The 21344-nt window shown below is 41.5% G+C and carries 18 protein-coding genes and 1 tRNA gene; 17 read left to right on the forward strand and 2 right to left on the reverse strand.

Annotated features, from left to right (window positions below; all coding sequences use genetic code 11):
* Window positions 1-112 precede the first annotated feature (112 nt).
* A complete protein-coding gene (locus H5201_RS09215) occupies window positions 113-1666 on the reverse strand; it encodes a cryptochrome/photolyase family protein (RefSeq protein ID WP_182758339.1) in 1554 nt (517 codons plus the stop codon).
* A gap of 111 nt (window positions 1667-1777) precedes the next feature.
* On the opposite strand from H5201_RS09215, the gene H5201_RS09220 reads away from it, so the two are divergent.
* The gene (locus H5201_RS09220; RefSeq protein WP_182718633.1) at window positions 1778-2590 is read left to right on the forward strand and encodes a hypothetical protein; all 813 of its coding nucleotides are present in this window, start codon (window positions 1778-1780) and stop codon (window positions 2588-2590) included.
* Between the two features lie 17 nt (window positions 2591-2607).
* Here H5201_RS09220 and H5201_RS09225 read toward each other — a convergent pair whose 3' ends face one another.
* The gene (locus H5201_RS09225; protein WP_182784354.1) at window positions 2608-2898 is read right to left on the reverse strand and encodes a hypothetical protein; all 291 of its coding nucleotides are present in this window, start codon (window positions 2896-2898) and stop codon (window positions 2608-2610) included.
* A 774-nt stretch (window positions 2899-3672) separates the two neighbouring features.
* On the opposite strand from H5201_RS09225, the gene H5201_RS09230 reads away from it, so the two are divergent.
* The 16 genes from H5201_RS09230 to H5201_RS09305 all read left to right on the forward strand — a co-directional run bounded on the left by H5201_RS09230 (window position 3673) and on the right by H5201_RS09305 (window position 21330).
* Window positions 3673-3749, forward strand: a tRNA-Met gene (locus H5201_RS09230).
* Between the two features lie 320 nt (window positions 3750-4069).
* Window positions 4070-4525, forward strand: a complete 456-nt coding sequence (gene rimP / locus H5201_RS09235) for a ribosome maturation factor RimP (RefSeq protein ID WP_145240432.1) — start codon at window positions 4070-4072, stop codon at window positions 4523-4525.
* Window positions 4526-4563: 38 nt separating this feature from the next.
* Complete coding sequence (gene nusA / locus H5201_RS09240) at window positions 4564-6063, forward strand: transcription termination factor NusA (protein ID WP_145240434.1); 1500 nt, start codon at window positions 4564-4566, stop codon at window positions 6061-6063.
* 25 nt (window positions 6064-6088) lie between these two features.
* Window positions 6089-8746, forward strand: a complete 2658-nt coding sequence (infB, locus tag H5201_RS09245) for a translation initiation factor IF-2 (RefSeq protein WP_149983006.1) — start codon at window positions 6089-6091, stop codon at window positions 8744-8746.
* A 111-nt stretch (window positions 8747-8857) separates the two neighbouring features.
* Window positions 8858-9316: a 30S ribosome-binding factor RbfA gene (gene rbfA / locus H5201_RS09250; protein ID WP_182740728.1), complete on the forward strand. Its 459-nt coding sequence runs from the start codon at window positions 8858-8860 to the stop codon at window positions 9314-9316.
* Window positions 9300-10250, forward strand: coding sequence for a tRNA pseudouridine(55) synthase TruB (gene truB, locus H5201_RS09255; protein ID WP_145240440.1), 951 nt, complete (start codon window positions 9300-9302; stop codon window positions 10248-10250). The genes rbfA and truB overlap by 17 nt, the downstream gene beginning before the upstream one ends.
* A 108-nt stretch (window positions 10251-10358) precedes the next feature.
* Entirely contained in the window at window positions 10359-10628 is a 270-nt protein-coding gene (gene rpsO / locus H5201_RS09260; RefSeq protein WP_016707659.1) for a 30S ribosomal protein S15, read from the forward strand.
* A gap of 353 nt (window positions 10629-10981) precedes the next feature.
* Entirely contained in the window at window positions 10982-13108 is a 2127-nt protein-coding gene (gene pnp, locus H5201_RS09265) for a polyribonucleotide nucleotidyltransferase (protein ID WP_145240442.1), read from the forward strand.
* A 138-nt stretch (window positions 13109-13246) separates the two neighbouring features.
* On the forward strand, window positions 13247-14125 hold the full coding sequence (nlpI, locus tag H5201_RS09270; RefSeq protein ID WP_182718695.1) for a lipoprotein NlpI: 879 nt from the start codon (window positions 13247-13249) through the stop codon (window positions 14123-14125).
* On the forward strand, window positions 14109-15320 hold the full coding sequence (locus H5201_RS09275) for a hypothetical protein (RefSeq protein ID WP_182784356.1): 1212 nt from the start codon (window positions 14109-14111) through the stop codon (window positions 15318-15320). The genes nlpI and H5201_RS09275 overlap by 17 nt, the downstream gene beginning before the upstream one ends.
* Window positions 15321-15533: 213 nt before the next feature.
* Window positions 15534-18326: a monovalent cation/H+ antiporter subunit A gene (locus H5201_RS09280; RefSeq protein WP_182762562.1), complete on the forward strand. Its 2793-nt coding sequence runs from the start codon at window positions 15534-15536 to the stop codon at window positions 18324-18326.
* On the forward strand, window positions 18326-18673 hold the full coding sequence (locus H5201_RS09285) for a Na+/H+ antiporter subunit C (RefSeq protein WP_145240450.1): 348 nt from the start codon (window positions 18326-18328) through the stop codon (window positions 18671-18673). Before H5201_RS09280 ends, H5201_RS09285 begins: the two co-directional genes overlap by 1 nt.
* Window positions 18670-20187, forward strand: a complete 1518-nt coding sequence (locus H5201_RS09290; RefSeq protein WP_182767935.1) for a monovalent cation/H+ antiporter subunit D — start codon at window positions 18670-18672, stop codon at window positions 20185-20187. The genes H5201_RS09285 and H5201_RS09290 overlap by 4 nt, the downstream gene beginning before the upstream one ends.
* The gene (locus H5201_RS09295) at window positions 20187-20723 is read left to right on the forward strand and encodes a Na+/H+ antiporter subunit E (protein ID WP_145240454.1); all 537 of its coding nucleotides are present in this window, start codon (window positions 20187-20189) and stop codon (window positions 20721-20723) included. The genes H5201_RS09290 and H5201_RS09295 overlap by 1 nt, the downstream gene beginning before the upstream one ends.
* Window positions 20717-20986: a K+/H+ antiporter subunit F gene (locus H5201_RS09300; RefSeq protein WP_016707651.1), complete on the forward strand. Its 270-nt coding sequence runs from the start codon at window positions 20717-20719 to the stop codon at window positions 20984-20986. The genes H5201_RS09295 and H5201_RS09300 overlap by 7 nt, the downstream gene beginning before the upstream one ends.
* Before the next feature lie 11 nt (window positions 20987-20997).
* Entirely contained in the window at window positions 20998-21330 is a 333-nt protein-coding gene (locus tag H5201_RS09305; RefSeq protein WP_182718692.1) for a Na+/H+ antiporter subunit G, read from the forward strand.
* The last annotated feature ends 14 nt before the right edge of the window (window positions 21331-21344 follow it).

A 21344-nucleotide genomic window follows, 5' to 3' on the forward strand; every position in this document is an offset into this window, starting at 1 on the left:
GTTCTCATAGTGTTGTGGAGTAATTTCTAATATTAGAAAGTAGGGTAATTACACTATAATTACAAATTAATTAAACATTTAATTAACAATATTACCTGATATGATACTTCTGTTAGAGTTTTTCTATATTATTTAGGCACCATTGCGCTCGCTCTAAAATAGCGTGCTGTTGTGATGTATCTTGTTTTTGCCAATTTTTATAGACCATGCCAATACGTGGGTTTCGAGCTAAGCGGGCTTCATGGGTGTGCATAAATTGCCAATATAAACTATTAAAAGGGCAAGCCGTGTCGTCACTTTTTTGTTTTACGTTATAGTGGCAGCTGGTGCAGTAATCACTCATTTTGTTTATGTAGTTACCGCTTGCGGCATACGGTTTTGTGGCGATTAGGCCGCCATCTGCAAATTGACTCATACCACGGGTGTTAGGCATTTCTACCCATTCAATGGCATCGATGTAAATGCCCAAATACCAGCTATCAACTTCATTTGGATCAATACCGGTTAATAAGCAAAAGTTTCCGGTGATCATTAAGCGTTGAATATGATGCGCGTAGGCGGTCTCTAAGCTCTGCGTGATTGCCTGTTTCATACAGTTCATTTTTGTTTTGCCACTCCAAAAATAATCTGGTAACAGACGAGCAGCCTCAAGTTCATTTTTACTCGCGTAATCAGGCATATTTTGCCAATAAATACCTCTTACATATTCTCGCCAACCTAAAATTTGCCTAATAAACCCCTCAACTTGGGCAAGCGTGATCTGTTCTTGGCGTGCCGCAAACTCAGCCAGTACTTGCTTAATAACTTGCATTGGGTGCAGCATTTTTGTGTTAAGTGCAAACGCGATACGACTATGATACAAGCTCCATTTGTATGAGCTCTGACAGGTCATCGCGTCTTGAAATTTTCCGAAACAGGGGAGTAGATGAGTGCAAAAGTAATCGAGTAATTGTTTTGCTTGAGCACGACTGGTTGGCCATAATAAAGTTGCTGAACAATGGCCAAGGGTATTTACCTGGTGTTTTTTTATGCGCTGTAAAATAGCTTCAATATTATTGGTAAATATTTTTGGTTCAGGGATAGCAGCTAAATCAGTTTTTTTTAATTTGTTACGATTGTCTTGGTCAAAGTTCCATTGCCCGCCTAGTGGAGCATTATCTTGCATCAATATGTCAAAGCGCTTGCGCATCATGCGATAAAAAAATTCCATTTTCACATGCTTATCTTTTTTAAAATGGTCGCTGATATCAGCAAAAGGTAATAAAAAATGTTCGCTGTCTGTGGCACTAACATTAAAGTCACTGCTGTTTGCAAACTCTTGCAGTTGAGTTTTTAATCTATACTCATCAGGATACTGATATTGGATTTGTTGACACTGATATTGCTTCGCCAAGCGTGTTAGTAATGAGGTAATGCATGCGTCATCGTGGGTATCATCGAGTGTTAAATGAAGCACATTTAATTGTGCTTGTTTGAGCGCAGTCGCAAAGTTCTCCATTGCCGCAAAAAACGCCGCTACCTTTTGTATATGGTGTTTTACATAATCTGTTTCTTGTTTTAATTCAGCAATGACATAAAGGTATTGTGTTTGATCCTCTTCTTTATACCAACTGTGATTGGCATTAAGTTGGTCGCCAAAAATAAATCTCAGAGTTTTATAGATCATTAATTTTGCTCAAAATTGTTTTATACGAATTAAATTGTCGATTAGATCGCATTTATTAATACTGATAGTCGTGGTATAGGTATTAATACGTAAACAAAGGAGTGTCGCCTTATGAATCAATATCAGTATGCTATTTGCAAATTTAAAATTGTTTTACCTTGTCTCATTGCACTTTGCCATGTTAGTTCTTTGCATGCCACAGTCTATCAGTGTGAAAAAAAAGGCGTCGTGGAATTTAGTCAATTTCCATGTGGTGATGATGCGAAACTAATCTCTGTAAAAGAGCAAAACCCAAGCTTATCTAGTCAGATTGTTGCTAATGAAAATATTGATACCTCGGGCGTTGATAGTTATATTCGGACTCGGCAAATTGATGCTGATATTCAACAGCATCAAGATAAAATTGATAGCTTAAGCGAGAAAATGAATCAGCAAATTGCCGCCTTAGGTGAGCAATCAGATGCGCAGTTAAATAATTTATCTGGTGCAAAAAAAGAAACTGCAATAGCTAATCAAATGACCAGTATTTCAGAGCGCTATAACGTTTTAATTGCACGTGAACAGCGGGATATTGATCGACTCTTAAAAGAAAAACACGCTTTGCCTGCGTCGAAAAACACGTCTGAAATTGACCAACAATCAACCCAGAGCAAAGGTATTGATTCGTTCATTCGGTCACAAGAAATCAAACGAGATGTTGAACAGCGACAATCAAAAATAGATACTTACCAAGCTCAAATGGATCGCCAAATAGCAGCCCTCGAAGCTCAGGCTAAAGAGCAACCGAATAACTTAACTGATGCGACTTTTGATAACTCCTTATCTAGAAAAATGAGTGCGTTAACATCAAAATATGCAACTTTAATCGATGTTGAACAGCACCAAATAGATCGTCTTCTACAAGAGTTAGCCAGTATAGAATAATGCATGTAGGTTATTTGTTATGAATTCACTTGCTGCTGCACGGACTTGTTAATTGCAACAATATTACTGGTATTAAATAAATAGCTTTTCACTATGCTGTTAAACATCCTGAGTGCATAACGCCACGCTTGTTCTAGGTTTAGCGTAAATTCTCGGCCCAAATGAATTTTTAGCGCAGCTATAAAAGCATCACATAATAAATCAACATCCTGACAAGTGAGGCCAGATTTACTTAGGTTGTTGGCATGATAATGAATAAAAGGTAATACAGACAATAAGCGATCTAAGTGGGTAATAGTGCGTTCCAATGAGCAATACAACAAATAACTTTTTCACTTATTTCATCACTGCTAGGCCATTGCATTGTCAATGCATGACGTTTTAATTGCATATGAAAGGTAACAGTAAAACAGTGAAAGTTGGGTTTTATTATTGCGATACTTCATAATAACATTTTTTGATGATGAGCAGAAATACTCATAATAAGCCCTCTCTAAATAGCCTTAAATATGCAGATTGCCATTAAAAACTTAGTATAGACGCTGTGTAGGAAAGAGTGAGTAAATCGATGGAAATTGCGCGATAGCGTGCTTTATTAATGCCAATAAGGCTAGGGCGTGTTGACCTTTGTGGATTGAAATTTGTTCAATCTAGGGGCGATTTAATCGCGGCGCGAGGTTTGTAACCTAGTGGGCTAAGTAAAAATCGAGCAACAAAGAGTTAATCGCCCCTAGGAAGAACCCTTTGGGCAGCGCATGTTTGGAATTTATACTGCGTTATCGCCTATTTATGGGGAACAACCACACTACATAGACTCTGCCTTGCCTAAATACCAAACATACTGCTGCAAAATTAATCACAAAAGGTCAACACGCCCTAGGGCCTTTATGTTGGTTTTTAAAAATCGCACTTGGTGTTCCGTTATAGCTAATTGTTCTGACCTATAATTTTGTACTTTATAATCTAGTCATTCTTTACCAGTTTTTGGTTGCTAATTCCGCCAAGCCTCTTTATAATAGCCGCCATTGTCTAGCTCACTTAATTAGCTGCTAGGCAAGTATCAGATATTTGATACAAGTTGGCGCGGGATGGAGCAGCCTGGTAGCTCGTCGGGCTCATAACCCGAAGGTCGTCGGTTCAAATCCGGCTCCCGCAACCAAGTTTTTGAGATAAGCCATTAATTTTATTGGTGTTTCTCAATTCTTGAAGCCATGCTTTTGAGTAGCGATTTTAGTTACTGATTTGAAGTCGCGCATTCTATGTAATGCGCGTTTTGCGTTTAAGCCTTTGGGTTTAATTTAGATGGTGTTAGCTATCCGCAACCAAGCTTGGCCCATGGCCACACAGTTTTATGCTTTAGGTGTGACGCCCCGCTTGGTTCGGGGCGTTGTTGTATCTGCACCTCTTGATTTTAAATCAAGGTATAAGCTAAGTATTTTAGGGCTATAAGCCCTTTTTTTGTTTGTATGGAGAATTTTCGTGACAAAACTTGAGCAAGATTTATTAACCATGCTTTCACCGTCAGTTGAAATGTTAGGCTTTGAATTACATGGTCTAGAGTTTGTGCAAGCGGGTCGCCATTCTACGCTTAGGGTCTATATCGATCACGAAGCGGGGATCTCGGTTGATAACTGTGCTGATGCAAGTCGTCAAATAAGCGCAATTTTAGATGTCGAAGACCCGATTACAAATGAATATGATTTGGAAGTATCGTCTCCTGGTGTTGATCGTCTATTATTCAAACAAGATCACTACGAGAAGGCACAAGGAGAGGAAGTACGCGTGCGTACTAAGCTTCCACAAGATGGTCGCCGTAATTTTAAAGGCGATCTAATAGCAGTTAGCAGTGATATGATCACACTTTCATATGACGGTACTGAGCAGTTAATTATGCTCAGTAACATTGAACGTGCGAACATCATCGCAAAGTTTTAATCCGAGTGCGAAGGAATAGGGCAAGCGAGGCATAACCCATGGCAAAAGAGATATTATTGGTTGCTGAAGCCGTTTCCAATGAGAAAGCGGTTCCAAAAGAAAAGATTTTCGAAGCGTTAGAGTTCGCATTAGCGACTGCGACTAAGAAAAAACACACTGGTGAAATTGAAGTACGCGTTGCAATTGACCGTAAAACAGGTGACTACGACACTTACCGTCGTTGGCAGATTGCTGCAGTACTTGAAGATGGCTCACTGGAAAACCCTTACAGCGAAATCACGTTAGAAGCGGCTCAGGTTGATGACCCAGATCTTAAGATTGGTGATTTCATCGAAGAGCAAATCGAGTCAATTAAATTTGACCGTATTACTACACAAATGGCGAAACAAGTAATCGTACAAAAAGTACGTGAAGCTGAGCGCGCACTTGTTGTAGAAGCTTATAAAGATCAACAAGGCGAGTTAGTAACAGGTGTTGTGAAAAAAGCAACGCGTGACGCAATCGTATTAGATTTAGGTAACAATGCTGAAGCGGTTATTTACCGTGATGACATGTTACCACGTGAAAATTTCCGTCCTGGCGATCGCATCCGTGGTTTACTTTATGAAGTAAAACCTGATGCTCGTGGTGCACAGTTATTTGTAACACGCTCTAAGCCAGAAATGCTGATGGAATTATTCCGCATTGAGGTGCCAGAAATTGGCGAAGAGATGATTGAACTACGTGCAGCGGCACGTGATCCAGGTTCACGTGCTAAAATCGCCGTGAAATCTAACGACAAACGTATCGACCCAATTGGTGCGTGTGTTGGTATGCGTGGTGCACGTGTACAAGCTGTTTCTACCGAATTAGGTGGTGAACGTGTTGATATCGTACTTTACGATGACAACCCAGCCCAGTTCGTTATTAATGCAATGTCACCTGCTGAAGTTGCTTCAATTGTAATGGATGAAGACACCCATTCAATGGATATCGCTGTTGAAGCTGATAACCTAGCACAAGCAATTGGTCGTAACGGTCAAAACGTACGTCTTGCTAGCCAGTTAACTGGTTGGGAACTAAACGTAATGACAGTTGAAGAGATGCGCGCTAAGAACGAAGCTGAATCTGATAAGTTAATTAACTTATTCACTGAAAACTTAGACATCGATGAAGACTTTGCAACATTACTTATCAACGAAGGTTTCTCAACCCTTGAAGAAGTTGCCTATGTGCCTGCGTCTGAGTTTTTAGAAATTGATGGTTTAGATGAAGATACTGTTGATTTGTTACGCTCACGTGCAAAAGATGCATTAACGACTAAAGCACTTAAAACAGAAGAAAGCCTTGATGGTGCAGAGCCTGCTGAAGACTTATTAGCACTTGAAGGGTTAGAGCGTCACCTTGCGTTTGTTATGGCAAGCAAAGGGGTTGTTACGCTAGAAGATTTAGCAGAGCAAGGTATTGATGAATTAGTCGATATCACAGAGCTTTCTCCAGAGAAAGCGGGTGAGCTAATTATGGCTGCGCGCAACATTTGTTGGTTCGCAGACGAGTAATTTATTAACGGAGGTATTAGAGACTATGGCAGAAGTAAATGTTGAAAAACTAGCCGGGGATATTGGTACAACTGTTGATAAATTGCTTCAACAATTATCGCAAGCCGGTATCACTAAGCAAGCGGGTGATAATGTAACTGAAGCAGAAAAAGCAACGTTACTTGATCACTTAAGCAAGCAACACGGCGGCACAGGCTCAGATGGCCCAGCGCGTATGACATTGCAACGTAAGAGCAAAAGCACATTAAGTGTTACGGGTTCTACAGGTCAAGCAAAGTCAGTACAAGTTGAAGTACGTAAAACACGTACTTACGTGAAGAAAAGCGCGGTTGAGCAAGAGCAAGAGCAAGCACGTATAGCAGCAGAAGAAGCCGCTCGTCGTGAACTTGAGCAACAAGCTGCAAAAGAAGCAGCTGAGCTTAAAGCAAAACAAGACGCAGAGCGTAAAGCCAAAGAAGAGGCTGACCGTAAAGTGAAAGAAGAAGCTAAACGTAAAGCAGATGCTGAACGTGTAGCAAAACAGAAGCAGATGACCCCAGAACAAACCGCGAAGTCTGAAAAAGATCGCGTTGAAGCTGAGCGTCTGCAAAAAGAAGCAGAAGAGGCCGCATTGAAGAAAGCTGAAGAAGAAGCGAAACGTCAAGCAGAAGAGGCAAGAAAGCTAGCAGAAGAAAATTCAGCTCGCTGGAAGAAAGAAGAAGAAGAACGTAAGAAGCGCGAAGAAACCGCTGATCACCACCTTACGACTTCTACTTACGCACGTGAAGCAGAAGATGTTGCTGATGCGCGTGATGAGCAAGGCACACGCCGTGCTAAGAAAAAGAAAAAAGCCCCAGCGAAGGAGAAATTTGTTCCTTCGAGAGGCAAGAAAAGCAAGCTAAAAGCACCAGCTTCATTACAACATGGCTTCCAAAAGCCAACGGTTGACGTGAAAAACGAAGTGCGTATTAGCGAAACAATTACAGTTGCTGAGCTTGCATCACGCATGGCCGTTAAGGGCGCTGAAGTTGTAAAAACAATGATGAAAATGGGTGACATGGTTACCATTAACCAAGTGATCGACCAAGAAGCTGCACAGTTAGTTGCAGAAGAAATGGGCCACAAAGTTATCATTGTTAAAGAAAACGAATTAGAGCAAACAGTACTAAATGACCGTCATGAAGATGGTAAATCTGAGCCACGTGCACCAGTAGTAACTGTAATGGGTCACGTTGACCACGGTAAAACGTCAACGCTTGATTATATTCGTTCAGCAAAAGTGGCCTCTGGCGAAGCCGGTGGTATCACACAGCATATCGGTGCTTATCATGTTGACGTAAATGGTAACATGATCACTTTCTTGGATACTCCAGGTCACGCGGCGTTTACGTCAATGCGTGCTCGTGGTGCTAAAGCAACAGATATCGTAATCCTAGTGGTTGCAGCAGATGATGGTGTAATGCCACAAACTAAAGAAGCGGTTCAGCATGCGCGTGCAGCTGGCGTTCCTTTAATTATCGCTGTTAACAAAATGGATAAAGAAGGCGTAGACCCAGATCGCGTTAAGAATGAGCTTGCTCAACTAGACGTTATTCCTGAAGAGTGGGGCGGTGATACACAGTATGTGCATATTTCTGCTAAAACTGGTTTAGGTATTGATGACCTTCTTGAAGCGGTATTAAACCAATCTGAGTTGTTAGAACTTACTGCTCCAACTGTGGGTATGGCTGCTGGTGTTGTTATTGAATCTCGTCTTGATAAAGGCCGTGGTCCAGTTGCTTCTATCCTTGTACAATCTGGTACGCTTAACCAAGGTGACATTGTATTATGTGGTCTTGAGTATGGTCGTGTTCGTGCAATGCGCGATGAAAACGGTAAAGACATCAAGTCTGCAGGTCCTTCAATCCCAGTTGAGATTTTAGGTCTATCTGGTATTCCAGCTGCGGGCGACGAAGCAACTGTAGTTAAAGACGAGCGTAAAGCCCGTGAAGTTGCACTTTACCGTCAAGGTAAATTCCGTGATGTTAAACTAGCACGTCAGCAAAAAGCGAAGCTTGAAAACATGTTTACTAACATGACTGAAGGCAATGTGTCTGAAGTTAATGTGGTACTTAAAGCAGACGTTCAAGGTTCAATCGAAGCAATCTCTGATTCATTGACTAAACTGTCAACAGATGAAGTTAAAGTGAAGATTGTAGGCTCAGGCGTAGGTGGTATCACTGAAACTGACGCAACCCTTGCTGCAGCATCTAATGCAATCGTGGTTGGCTTTAACGTTCGTGCTGATGCATCGGCACGTAAAGTAATTGAGTCTGAGAACTTAGACTTACGTTACTACAGCGTTATCTATAGCTTGATTGACGAAGTGAAGCAAGCTATGTCTGGTATGTTAGCACCAGAGTTCAAGCAAGAGATCATTGGTCTAGCTGAAGTTCGTGACGTGTTCAAGTCACCTAAAATTGGCGCTATCGCTGGTTGTATGGTTACTGAAGGTGTTATTAAACGTAGCGCACCAATTCGTGTACTTCGTGATAACGTGGTTATCTACGAGGGTGAGCTTGAGTCACTTCGTCGCTTTAAAGACGATGTTGCTGATGTTCGTAACGGCATGGAATGTGGTATCGGCGTTAAGAACTATAACGACGTTCGCGTTGGTGACCAAATCGAAGTATTCGAAACAGTTGAAGTACAACGTACACTTTAATTGTTCGTAAGCTAAGATAATAAATGGGGGCTCAGCCCCCATTTGTGTATCCATTATTTAAATAACTTATTTATATTTCTCAATGAGTTATAATTTTTAGAGTAGAGTCTAATGAGAGAGTTTTCTCGTACTGATCGTGTTGCTCAGCAAATTCAAAAAGAAATTGCTGTTATTTTGCAACGTGAAATTAAAGATCCACGTTTAGGTATGGTTACAGTATCTGCTGTAGAAGTATCACGTGATTTATCTTATGCAAAAATCTTTATTACTGTGTTTAACACCCAAGATGAAGATGCTGCAAAGCAAAGTGCTAAAGTATTAAATGAAGCGACCGGTTATATTCGCTCACTACTTGGCAAACGCATTCGTGCCCGTATTATGCCAGAGCTTAAGTTTGTGGTTGATAATTCACTGATGGAAGGCATGCGTATTTCAAACCTTGTTGATTCTATTATTCGTGAAGATAAAGCAAAGCATGTAGATGACGAAGTTGATAGCGTAGATGATGCAGAGCATATCGACGAAACAGACAGCGAAAAAGGCACTAATACAGATGGCAAAGCGCAGTAAAGGCCGTCCAGTTGACGGTATTTTGTTGTTAAACAAACCAATAGGCATTTCATCAAATAAAGCGCTACAGCAAGCTAAAAGTGTGTATTTTGCACAAAAAGCGGGGCACACCGGTGCCCTTGATCCGCTTGCAACGGGTATGCTGCCTATCTGTTTTGGTGAAGCGACTAAATTTACTCAGTTTTTACTCGATACTGACAAAACCTATGTAGTTCGCGCTAAATTAGGTGAACGTACGACAACATCAGATTCTGATGGTGAAATTGTCAGTACTAAAGATGTCAATGTGACGGCTGAGCAACTTAGCGAAGAAATTGCTAAGTTTTTAGGTGAGTCAGATCAATACCCGTCAATGTATTCAGCGTTAAAATATGAAGGCCGACCTTTATATAAATATGCGCGTGAAGGCATTGAAGTACCTCGCAAGTGCAGAAAAATCAACGTATTTAGTTTAACACTAGATGAGTTCGATGAAGCTAATAACGAAGTGCAAATGACCGCCCATGTTTCAAAAGGTACTTATATTCGTACTATCGTCGATGACTTAGGCGAAAACCTGGGTTGTGGCGCGCATGTGATCATGTTGCATCGCAGTGCGGTAGGGCATTACCCTGCTGACAAAATGGTGTCACTTGAGCAGTTAGAAGCGTTATTAGTAAAAGCGAAACAAGAAGAGCTTACGCCTTCTACTTATCTTGATGAACTATTACTGCCAATGGACACCGCATTAGTTGGTCTACCTGTGGTTGAGCTCAGTAAAGAGCAAGGTAGTTCTTTTAGCCATGGACAGGCGGTTGTACTTGATATTGAACTGCCAGAAGGGGCAATTAAAGTGCTCGCTGATGGTGTGTTTATTGGCACTGGTGAACGTAATCCTGATGGCCATTTAAAGTCAAAACGTGGCTTATCAAATCAGCAAGAAACAACAGCGTAAAGTTTAGCTTGTAGTTATTGCCGTAGCTGGTAGAATACGCCCGCTAATCGTTTTGGCTGAATTAGTGATCGGCTAAGACACCTTTTAAATTTTATTTTTGGAGTTACTATGTCACTAAGCAATCAAGAAAAGATCGATATCATCGCAAAATTCGCACGTGCAGAAGGCGACACTGGTTCACCTGAAGTACAAGTTGCACTTCTTACTTTTGATATCAACAAGCTTCAAGGTCACTTTGCTGATCACAAGCATGACTTCCACTCACGTCGTGGTCTGCTTCGTAAAGTAAGCACTCGCCGTAAACTGCTTGATTACCTTAAAGGTAAAGACATTGCACGTTATACTGCGTTAATCCAAGAACTTGGCCTACGTCGCTAAGAACTAGATTACATAGAAAGGAGCTTTATAGCTCCTTTTTTTGTGCCTGAAATTTCTCACTCTCTCTGTCCACAACAATTAATTCTCTTGAAATATCAAATAAAAGCCACATAGTTAGTGACAGCAAAGCACACTTTTTAGCGCGCCTATTATCACCACTTTTATCTAGGGACTAAGCTCGCAATTTTGCATTACTTTGTTATATACTATGCGCGTAGATAAAAAGGTTTATCTACGCTTATTCACATCATTGCCAATTGTAGTACTTAATTGATTTCCAACTGAATACAATTATGTACTGTAATTGGTACTTTGATGGCAACTTATTAGAACACATTTAAGGAACATTTTAAGTGCAAGCAATTATTAAAGAATTTCAACTAGGTCAACATACAGTTACCCTAGAAACCGGTGCAATCGCTCGTCAAGCAGACGGCGCAGTACTAGCAAGTATTGGCGACACATCAGTATTAGTTACTGTTGTTGGTAAGCGTGAAGCACAACCTGGCCAAGATTTTTTCCCACTAACAGTTAACTACCAAGAGCGTATGTACGCTGCAGGTCGTATCCCTGGTGGTTTCTTAAAGCGTGAAGGTCGTCCTAACGACGGTGAAACACTTATTGCACGTCTTATTGACCGTCCAATTCGTCCACTTTTCCCAAATGGTTTTGTAAACGAAGTACAAGTTATTGCTACTGTTGTTTCTGTTAACCCTGAAATTCAACCTGATATGGTTGCGATGATCGGTACTTCAGCAGCACTTGCTATCTCTGGTATCCCATTCAGTGGTCCAATAGGTGCAGCGCGCGTTGGTTACATCAACGGCGAATACGTACTTAACCCAACGCTAAAAGAGCTTGAAGAAAGCCAACTTGATTTAGTTGTTGCTGGTACTGATAACGCAGTACTTATGGTTGAATCAGAAGCTGACGTACTTGCAGAAGACGTTATGCTAGGTGCGGTTGTATATGGTCATGAGCAATCTCAAGCTATCATCAACGCAATCAACGAATTCAAAGCAGAAGCTGGCAAGCCTACATGGGATTGGGCAGCACCTGAAAAGAACGTTGCTTTAGAAGATAAAGTAGCAGCAATCGCAGCTGATAAAGTAGGCGAAGCTTACCGCATCACTGATAAAGTGGCTCGTAAAGAAGCACTTGGCGTAGCTAAAGACGAAGTTGTTGCTGTATTAACAGCTGAGCTTGCTGAAGGCGAGTCACTAGACAAGCAAGAAGTTGGCAAAGTATTTGGTTCTCTTGAGAAGAAAATCGTACGTGGGCGCATCACTGCTGGCGAAAAACGTATCGATGGTCGTGAACCAGATATGATCCGTGCACTTGACGTAATGACTGGCGTATTGCCACGTACTCACGGTTCTGCAATCTTTACGCGTGGTGAAACACAAGCACTTGTAACAGCTACACTTGGTACAGAACGTGATTCACAGTTAATCGATGATTTAACTGGCACGCACAAAAACCACTTTATGCTTAACTATAACTTCCCTCCGTTCTGCGTAGGTGAAACAGGTTTTGTAGGTTCTCCTAAGCGTCGTGAAATCGGCCACGGTAACCTAGCTAAGCGCGGTATCCAAGCTGTAATGCCTACATTGACTGAGTTCCCTTACTCAATCCGTGTTGTATCTGAGATCACTGAATCAAATGGTTCATCTTCAATGGCATCAGTATGTGGTACTTCACTTGCACTTATGAATGCGGGTGTGCCAATTAAAGCGTCTGTTGCGGGTATCGCGATGGGTCTAGTTAAAGAAGACGAAAAATTCGTAGTTCTTTCTGACATCTTAGGTGATGAAGATCACTTAGGTGACATGGACTTTAAAGTAGCTGGTACTGCTGCAGGTATCACTGCACTACAGATGGATATCAAGATTGAAGGTATCACTCAAGAAATCATGCAAATTGCGCTTAAACAAGCAAAAGCTGCACGTTTACACATCTTAGGTGTGATGGACGAAGCGATTTCTGCACCGTCTGAAGAGCTTTCAATGTTTGCTCCACGTATCTACACTATGAAGATACCACAGAAGAAAATCGCAGAAGTTATCGGTAAAGGCGGCGCAACTATTCGTCAACTTACTGAAGAAACAGGTACTACGATTGAAATCGGTGATGACGGTACAATCAAAATTGCAGCAACAGACGGTGAAAGCGCAGCAAATGCAATCAGCCGCATTGAGCAATTAACAGCTGAACTAGAAGTAGGTACTATCTACGAAGGTAAAGTTGTACGTATCGTTGATTTCGGTGCGTTTGTAAACATCCTTCCTGGTAAAGATGGCCTAGTGCATATCTCTCAGATCAGTACTGAGCGCGTAAATAACGTGACAGATCACCTATCTGAAGGTCAAGAAGTTAAAGTTAAAGTACTAGAAGTAGACCGTCAAGGTCGCGTACGTTTAAGTATCAAAGAAGCAATGGAATCAGCAGCTGCCGCAGCTGATGCACCAACTGACGCTTAATTGTTGATATTTAATCCAGATATTCTCTGGATAATATAAAAAGGGGCTGTATAGCCTCTTTTTTTATGCTTTAATGAAACCTCTTTGGATAGCACTTGTCCTATCAGTTTGCTACTTATCTTGGTATAAAGGATTTTAATGATACTTAAACACATAGCCTTGGCGTCGTTTGCTATTCTGTCTTTAAGCGCCTGTCAATCTACTTCGCAAGCACAACCGACTGCGATTGTGAATGTGCCTTTCACTGCGCCTTTAGCGTCTGATTTTCGTAGTGAAATAGCGATAGCTCGTTATTCTGAATTATTAAATCGTGCTGATCTAGCGCCAGATCAACAAGCAAAATTATTTTATGACCGTGGCGTATTATTTGATAGTTTAGGTATGTCTACCTTGGCGCGGATTGATTTTAATCGTGCTGTGCAATTGAAGCCCGATTTAGCCGAAGTGTATAACTTTTTAGGTATTCACCATACCTTGATGCAACAATTTGAAAAAGCCTATGAATTTTTTGATTCAGCGTTAGAACTCAATGAGCAACACGAATATGCCTACTTAAATCGTGGTATTGCTCTTTACTATGGCGATAGAGCAAATCTTGCAGCAGCTGATCTTAAAGAGTTTTTATCTCGTTCGCCAAGTGATCCTTACCGGGTGTTATGGCTTTATCTAGCGCAAGCAAGCGCTGATCCTGTGCAAGCTTTAGCAAACTTAAAAAGCAATGCACAAGGGCTGGATGATAGCCAATGGGCGTATAGTTTAATATCACTTTATTTGGGCGATATGAGCGAGCAGAGCTTTTTAACAAGTCTTGCCGATGGTGTTAAAACTGAACAAGAATATGCGCAGCGGCTATGCGAAGCTTACTTTTATTTAGCTAAAATATATCAAGCTAAAGGGCTTGATTATCAAGCCGCAGATTTCTTTCGTTTAGCACTTGCCACCAATGTGCATGAGTTTGTGGAATATAAATATGCCCGTTTAGAGCTTGAGTTAATGGCTGGTGAAAACGACAGTTAAATTATTTATTAGCGTTGTTGTTATGCTGAGTTTGGGATATTTACCAAGCTCAGTTAATCAGCATCGCGATATTGCCTTTTGGCATGTAAAACATACCCCAGATTCTATTCTTATTAGTTATTATCGTTTTATTGACGATTTTAATGCTCAGCTTAATTCATTGACTGATGCTACCTTATACTTATTAGCTATAAATGCTGTTCCGGATGCACAATTTGCTTGGGCACTGCGGTTACTAACAAATGATCAGGCACAATCGGCTTTACCTTTTTGGCGTGTTAGCGTGGCTCAGCAAAGTGTTGATAAGCGCCGCAGACTCAGTGCATTGTTACTGCAATCAGAGCGTTGGGATGATTTAACATCACTGGCAGAGCAACACCTGTTGCCTGCAAGTCATGCGGCAGAACAATTAAAATTACACCATGGCGCCACACCGGCGAGTATTGACCAAAGCTTTGCCAGTCATGAGGGATTTTTATTATCCTTTTCACAGCTGCAAGCGCAACCGCAGTGTCAGTTTAATGTGTTGATGATGACAGATCATCGCCAAGGTTTAGCAAAACTTAATGCATTTAAAATTCGTTATCAACAACACCCCCAACCGAGCTCAGGCAGCTTTTGTTTTAGTAAGCCTATTTATTTAGGGGACTCCATAAACTGCCAACAACAGCCGCAACATGCCGCTAAATGTGATTGGCAGCCTTTAGCTTACAATAAAGCTTGGCCAACGGGCTTTGATTTTATAGTGATGATGACCGCAACTGGCTCAGGCAATGTGCAAGGTGGCATAATGCACTTAAACTCGGCGAGTTATTACGGTTTATTTTTACATGAGCTGATGCACTTTAACGGCTTTGAAGATGAGTATCCATTACCCGCAGCGAAGCAGGCGTGGTTATGTAATCAAAAAGGCTTGGTGGCGCCGAACCTTTTTATTGCCAATGATCTTACACCACCGGCTGGCTGGCAGCTAAGTGATAGCTGTCAAACACCAATTAAAGCATATAAACCAAGTCATAACTGGTCAATAATGCAATATCAACAAATCCCTTTGTCAGTGCATTATCAACAATTATGGTTGCAACAAATTACTGATCCGAGCTATCAACCACTACGATTTAGCGACTATTTTCAGCAATTTAAAGCACCTATGAAGTTTATAAACAAAATGACAAAAAAAAATATTGAGGGATAAAGTTGTAAATAATATGCTGTCAGCACTAAAATAGTACAAAATAACAGCAGGTAGAAGGGCTTACTATAGACAAAATCGTCGCTGATCAGTATAACTATATACCTATAAAGCGTTTATTGAAGCTAAAATTAAAACCATCCGAAATGACCAGTACTAAACTAAAACTAACTAGCAGTGTATTGATACTCTTATGACTTCAAAAGGTTTCTCTCTATGACTTTGCTCTGGATACCCCTGTTATCCTTAATTGGCAGTGTTATTTCTTCCTGCACCGGCAAATTGACTCGTAATCAATCTACGAGCTTAACTATGCTAGCGCCTTTATGCGCCTTAGCAATTGCGATTTATCACACGCCAGCGGTTTTAGCTGGTGAGACAATTCGCTTTACCACACAATGGATACCAGCGCTGGGTATGGAGCTGGCTTTTCGCCTAGATGGCTTAAGCTTATTGTTTATCTTTATGATCTTAGGGATCGGGTTGCTGGTTATTTTTTATACCCGTTATTACCTAAGTAATAATGACTCGATGCCAAAATTATACTGTTACTTAATGCTGTTTATGACTGCAATGCTCGGTATTGTGATGTCGAATAACGTGATTCAACTATGGCTGTTTTGGGAATTAACCAGTATTAGCTCATTTTTGTTAATCAGTTTTTGGTGGCATAAATCAGAGGCCCGTAAAGGGGCACGTATGGCATTAGCAGTCACTGGAGCAGGCGGATTAGCTCTACTAGGCGGCTTACTTCTGCTTGGTGATATTGTTGGTAGCTATGATCTAGACGTTATTTTAGCTAGCAAAACATTGATCCAGTCACATGACTTATACGAAGTTGCATTAGTGTTGGTATTGCTAGGTGCATTTACTAAATCAGCTCAATTCCCATTTCATTTTTGGTTACCGCACGCAATGGCAGCCCCAACGCCAGTGAGTGCCTATTTGCATTCAGCGACTATGGTAAAAGCCGGTATCTTCCTACTTGCACGTTTTTATCCAGCGTTAGCTGGAACAGATATCTGGTTTATTTTGGTTGCCATGACCGGCTTAACAACGTTATTGGTCGGCGCCTACATCGCTTTATTTAAGCATGATTTAAAAGGGCTGCTGGCGTATTCAACCATTAGTCATTTAGGTTTGATCACTTTATTACTTGGGTTAGATACTGAACTTGCCACAGTAGCGGCAATATTTCATATTATTAACCATGCAACGTTTAAAGCGTCATTATTTATGGCCACCGGTATTATTGATCATGAAACTGGTACGCGAGATATGCGTAAGCTCAATGGTATGTGGCGATTTATGCCTTATACAGCGACACTGGCAATGGTTGCGGCGGCGGCAATGGCTGGGGTGCCGCTATTAAATGGTTTCTTGTCAAAAGAAATGTTTTTTGCAGAAACCTTACATCAACAAATACTAGGTTCTATGTCGTGGCTTATTCCTGTATTAGCAACTCTAGCGGCTGCTTTTTCTGTGGCATATTCGGCACGCTTTATTCACGATGTATTCTTTAATGGCGACCCAATCAATTTACCAAAAACACCGCATGAGCCTCCTCGCTATATGCGTGTGCCAATCGAAATACTCGTTGTGTTGTGTTTACTAGTCGGTATGTTTCCAAACTTTGTGGTTGATGGTATTTTGTCAGCGGCGTCGCTAGCAGTTCTTGGGGAAGCGACACCACAGTTTAAACTGTCAATTTGGCATGGTTTTAATTTACCATTGCTTATGAGTGCGATGGCTGTCGTGGGCGGTGTATTTATATATATTCAGCGTAAGCACTTATTTAAGTTTCAAGCATCACTACCTCCATTAAATGCTAAAAAAACCTTTGAGCGGTTTGTCTATGCGATCATTAAGTGGAGTCAAGAAAAAATCAGCAGCACCGAAAATGGTTCTCTGCAACGTTACATTGTTGTGATGTTGGGGGTCGTATTGTTGTGTGCTGGTTGGCCATTGTTTGAAATGAACGCTTTGGCGGGTACTGCGCCACGTACGCCGATCGATTTTCATAATGCCATTGGTGCAGGTTTAATGATCATCGGTGCCATTAGCACTGTGATTTGGCATCGCTCACGGATGGTATCGTTATTGATGATATCAATCGTAGGGTTAATGGTTTCAGTGGCATTTACTCGCTTCTCAGCGCCCGATTTAGCGCTTACACAATTAACCGTAGAGGTAGTGACAGTCATTTTATTAATGCTGGCATTATTCTTCTTACCGCAACGCACACCTAAAGAGTCGAGTTCATTACGTATTTTACGTGATTTAGGGATTGCCTCAGCAGTGGGGGTGGTTATTGCCAGTATTTGTTATGCATTATTAACGCGTCCGCTTGAGTCAATTTCAGATTTCTTTATCGCCAATGCAAAAACTGGCGGAGGCGGTACCAACGTCGTAAACGTTATTTTGGTTGATTTCAGGGGCTTTGATACCCTAGGGGAAATCACGGTACTGGGTATTGCAGCGTTAGGTATTTATAAAGTATTAACTAATTTACCATTGTTTATGCCAGCCAGCGACAGTGAAGGTCGCCCTTGGGCGCGAGAACGTCATCCTCTGTTATTAGCCAGTATTTCACAAAGTTTATTGCCATTGGCGTTATTAGTCTCTGCGTATATCTTTTTGCGCGGTCATAACTTACCTGGTGGGGGCTTTATTGCCGGGTTAGTCACTGCAATTGCCTTTATTTTGCAGTATATGGCTCATGGTTCAATTTGGATCTCTAAGCGCTTTGATGTGAACTATCGAAAGATCATTGCCTCGGGTATCGCCATTGCAATGTTAACAGGGCTAGGAAGTTGGGCATTTGGACGACCGTTTTTAACCACTTGGTTTGAATATTTTGATGTGCCATTTATCGGCAAAGTAGAACTGGCCAGTGCCATCGTATTTGATTTAGGTGTTTACATGACCGTAGTCGGCGCGACCTTAATGATACTCGCAAGCCTAGGTAAGTTAACCGCAGATACACCTAAGAAAGAGGTAAATATTTAATGGAACTGTTATACGCATCATGCGTTGGTGTACTGGTGACTTGTGGGGTGTACTTGATCCTAAGAGCACGGACTTTTCCGGTAGTATTAGGGTTAACGATGCTGTCATATGCAGTGAACTTATTTTTATTCTCTGCGGGGCGCTTAACTATTAATAAAGCCGTCGTGCTTGGTACCGGCACTGACTATGCCGATCCGCTGCCGCAAGCGTTGGTACTGACAGCTATTGTAATTGGTTTTGCAATGACCGCCTTTGTCGTGATTTTGGCAATTCGTGGTCGTGCTGATTTAGGCAATGATCATGTAGATGGTCACTTAGGTAAAATTGAACACAAGGAGCACAAATGATCCAGCATCTAGCTTCTTGGCCAATTTTATTACCTATGCTTGCCGGCATTATTTTACTGTTACCTCCCTGTGGGAAAAGTATTCCTATTCGTCGTGTTGCCTCTGTAGTCATGGCATTATTAAACACTTTCGTCAGTGCGCTATTATTATGGCAAGTTTTCCAGTCAGGCATTATTGTGTATGCCATCGGCGGCTGGCAAGCCCCATTTGGGATCGTGCTGGTTGCTGATTTAGTGTCAGTCCTACTGGTGTTACTAACGTCATTTCTAGGTTTGGCTGTTACTGTTTACAGCTGTATGGGAGATGATGAAAAAGGGGGCTTTTTTCATCCTTTAGTACACTTTTTGGTACTGGGTGTTAACGGTGCGTTTTTAACAGGGGATTTATTCAACCTGTTTGTATTTTTTGAAGTGCTGTTAATTGCTTCCTACTCATTACTAATGCATGACGGTGATAAACACAAAACGCGATCAGCCATTCAATACGTGAGTTTAAACCTGATTGGATCGAGTGTTTTTTTGATTGCACTGGGTATTTTATATGGTGTATTAGGCACCTTGAATATTGCCGATATGGCACAAAAAGTGTCGCAGTTACAGGGCGATGACGTCTACCTTGCAAAAATTGGTGGGTTATTACTGCTGGTTGTTTTTGCGCTAAAAGGCGCATTGTTACCACTGCACTTATGGTTACCCAATACTTACGCAAGTGCAATGCCTGTGGTGGCAGCGTTATTCGCAATTATGACTAAAGTGGGTGTATACGCAATGCTGCGTGTCTATACCGTTATCTTTGGTGATGAAGCAGGGCAACTTGCACACATGGCACAACCTTGGTTGTGGGGCTTGGCCGTTGCAACTATTATAGTTGGCTCCATTGGTGTTGTTGCCGCGCAAGATTTACGCAAGCTCACTGCTAATTTAGTGATTGTATCGGTGGGGACGTTAGTCGCCTTAGTCGCATTACAAAACATTAATGCCACAGCGGCGCTGTTGTATTACTTAGTGCATTCAACCTTAGTGTGCGCGGCCTTATTTTTAGTGGCCGACCTGATTGCTCATCAGCGTGGTAAAGTTGCGGATCGTTTAGCGCCAGGACGCGGCGTAGCGCAACCATACTTATTAGGCACGTGCTTTATTATTGCTGCTTTAGCGGTAGTCGGCATGCCACCACTGTCAGGGTTTGTGGGTAAAATATGGATTTTAAAAACCACCTTAGATAGCGAAAAAGCATTGCTATTTTGGCCTGTTTACTTGCTTGCCAGCTTTGCATTATTGGTCGCATTATCTCGAGCGGGTACTACCTTATTTTGGGAACGCAAACACCAAGACAGTGAACCGACTGAAGGAGTAAAAGCGCATCCATTGCAGGTCACAGCAATAATTGCTTTATTAGTTTGTTCGCCTTTGTTAGTGATCTTTGGCGGCGCAGTAAGTGAATATATGATTGCTGCTGCTACGCAATTGCATGATATTACCGGTGGTATCAATACGGTACTTGGAGGGGGCTTATAATGCGTTTAGAATCACGTTTTCGTTGGTTACCAACACCTTTTCGCAGTGCATTATTGTTTGTCGTATGGCTGCTACTTAATAACAGCGTATCGGCAGGTCACATAGTGTTGGCTGTGATATTCGCTATTTTAATTCCTTTAGTCAGTTTTCCATTTCGCGAACCACAACCGCTTATTATTAAGCCCGGTTTAGCGCTAAAGCAGTTAATCATCGTGATGTACGACATTATTACCGCCAATATGCAAGTCGCATTGCTTATTCTTGGGCCAGTTAAAAAACTGCGTCCCGCGTTTGTAAAAGTACCAATAGAGCTCAGTCATGCTATGCCTATAACTATTTTGGCAAGCACAGTATCGCTCACACCGGGCACCGTAAGTGCAGAGGTATATCCGATACCTGAATCTCTCGCTGAGGGTGAGCAACCAACGCAGCGTTATTTGCTTATTCATGTATTAGATTTAGATGACGAACAAGCATTGATCGACACCATTAAACAACGTTACGAAGCACCTCTTAAGGAGATATTTCAATGTTAGAAACGGTCTTTTTAATTGTTTTTGCAATGATTGGTTTATCGTTACTGCTTAACTTATGGCGTTTGGTGGTAGGCCCTTCTGTACCTGACCGCATTTTAGCGCTAGATACTATGTATATTAATACCATAGCGTTAATTATTTTATACGGTATGAGTATGGGCACAGGGTTGTATTTTGAAGCTGCACTGTTAATCGCGATGCTTGGCTTTGTAAGTACAGTAGCGGTATGTAAGTACTTGTTACGTGGCGACATCATCGAATAAAGGGTAATAACATGATCAGTGAATGGATAGTTTCTATATTATTATTAATCGGTGGTGCATTTATATTAATAGGCTCGATAGGCCTTATCAAAATGCCGGACTTTTTTATGCGTCTGCATGGTCCTACAAAAGCTACAACCCTTGGCATGGCTGGAATGCTAATCGCCGCGATGATATTTTTTAGCAACACGCAAGATGGCGTTAGTGTCAAAGAATTATTGATCTCAATTTTCTTATTGATCACCGCACCGATCAGCGGTTACATGCTAATAAAATCAGCAATACACCATAAACTAAAAGCCAAAGACGGCACCAAAGGTTTGGATAACATCGAAGACGATTAATTTTTTGAAGATTG

Source organism: Pseudoalteromonas sp. SG43-6, from assembly GCF_014164365.1.
Lineage (GTDB): Bacteria > Pseudomonadota > Gammaproteobacteria > Enterobacterales > Alteromonadaceae > Pseudoalteromonas > Pseudoalteromonas rhizosphaerae.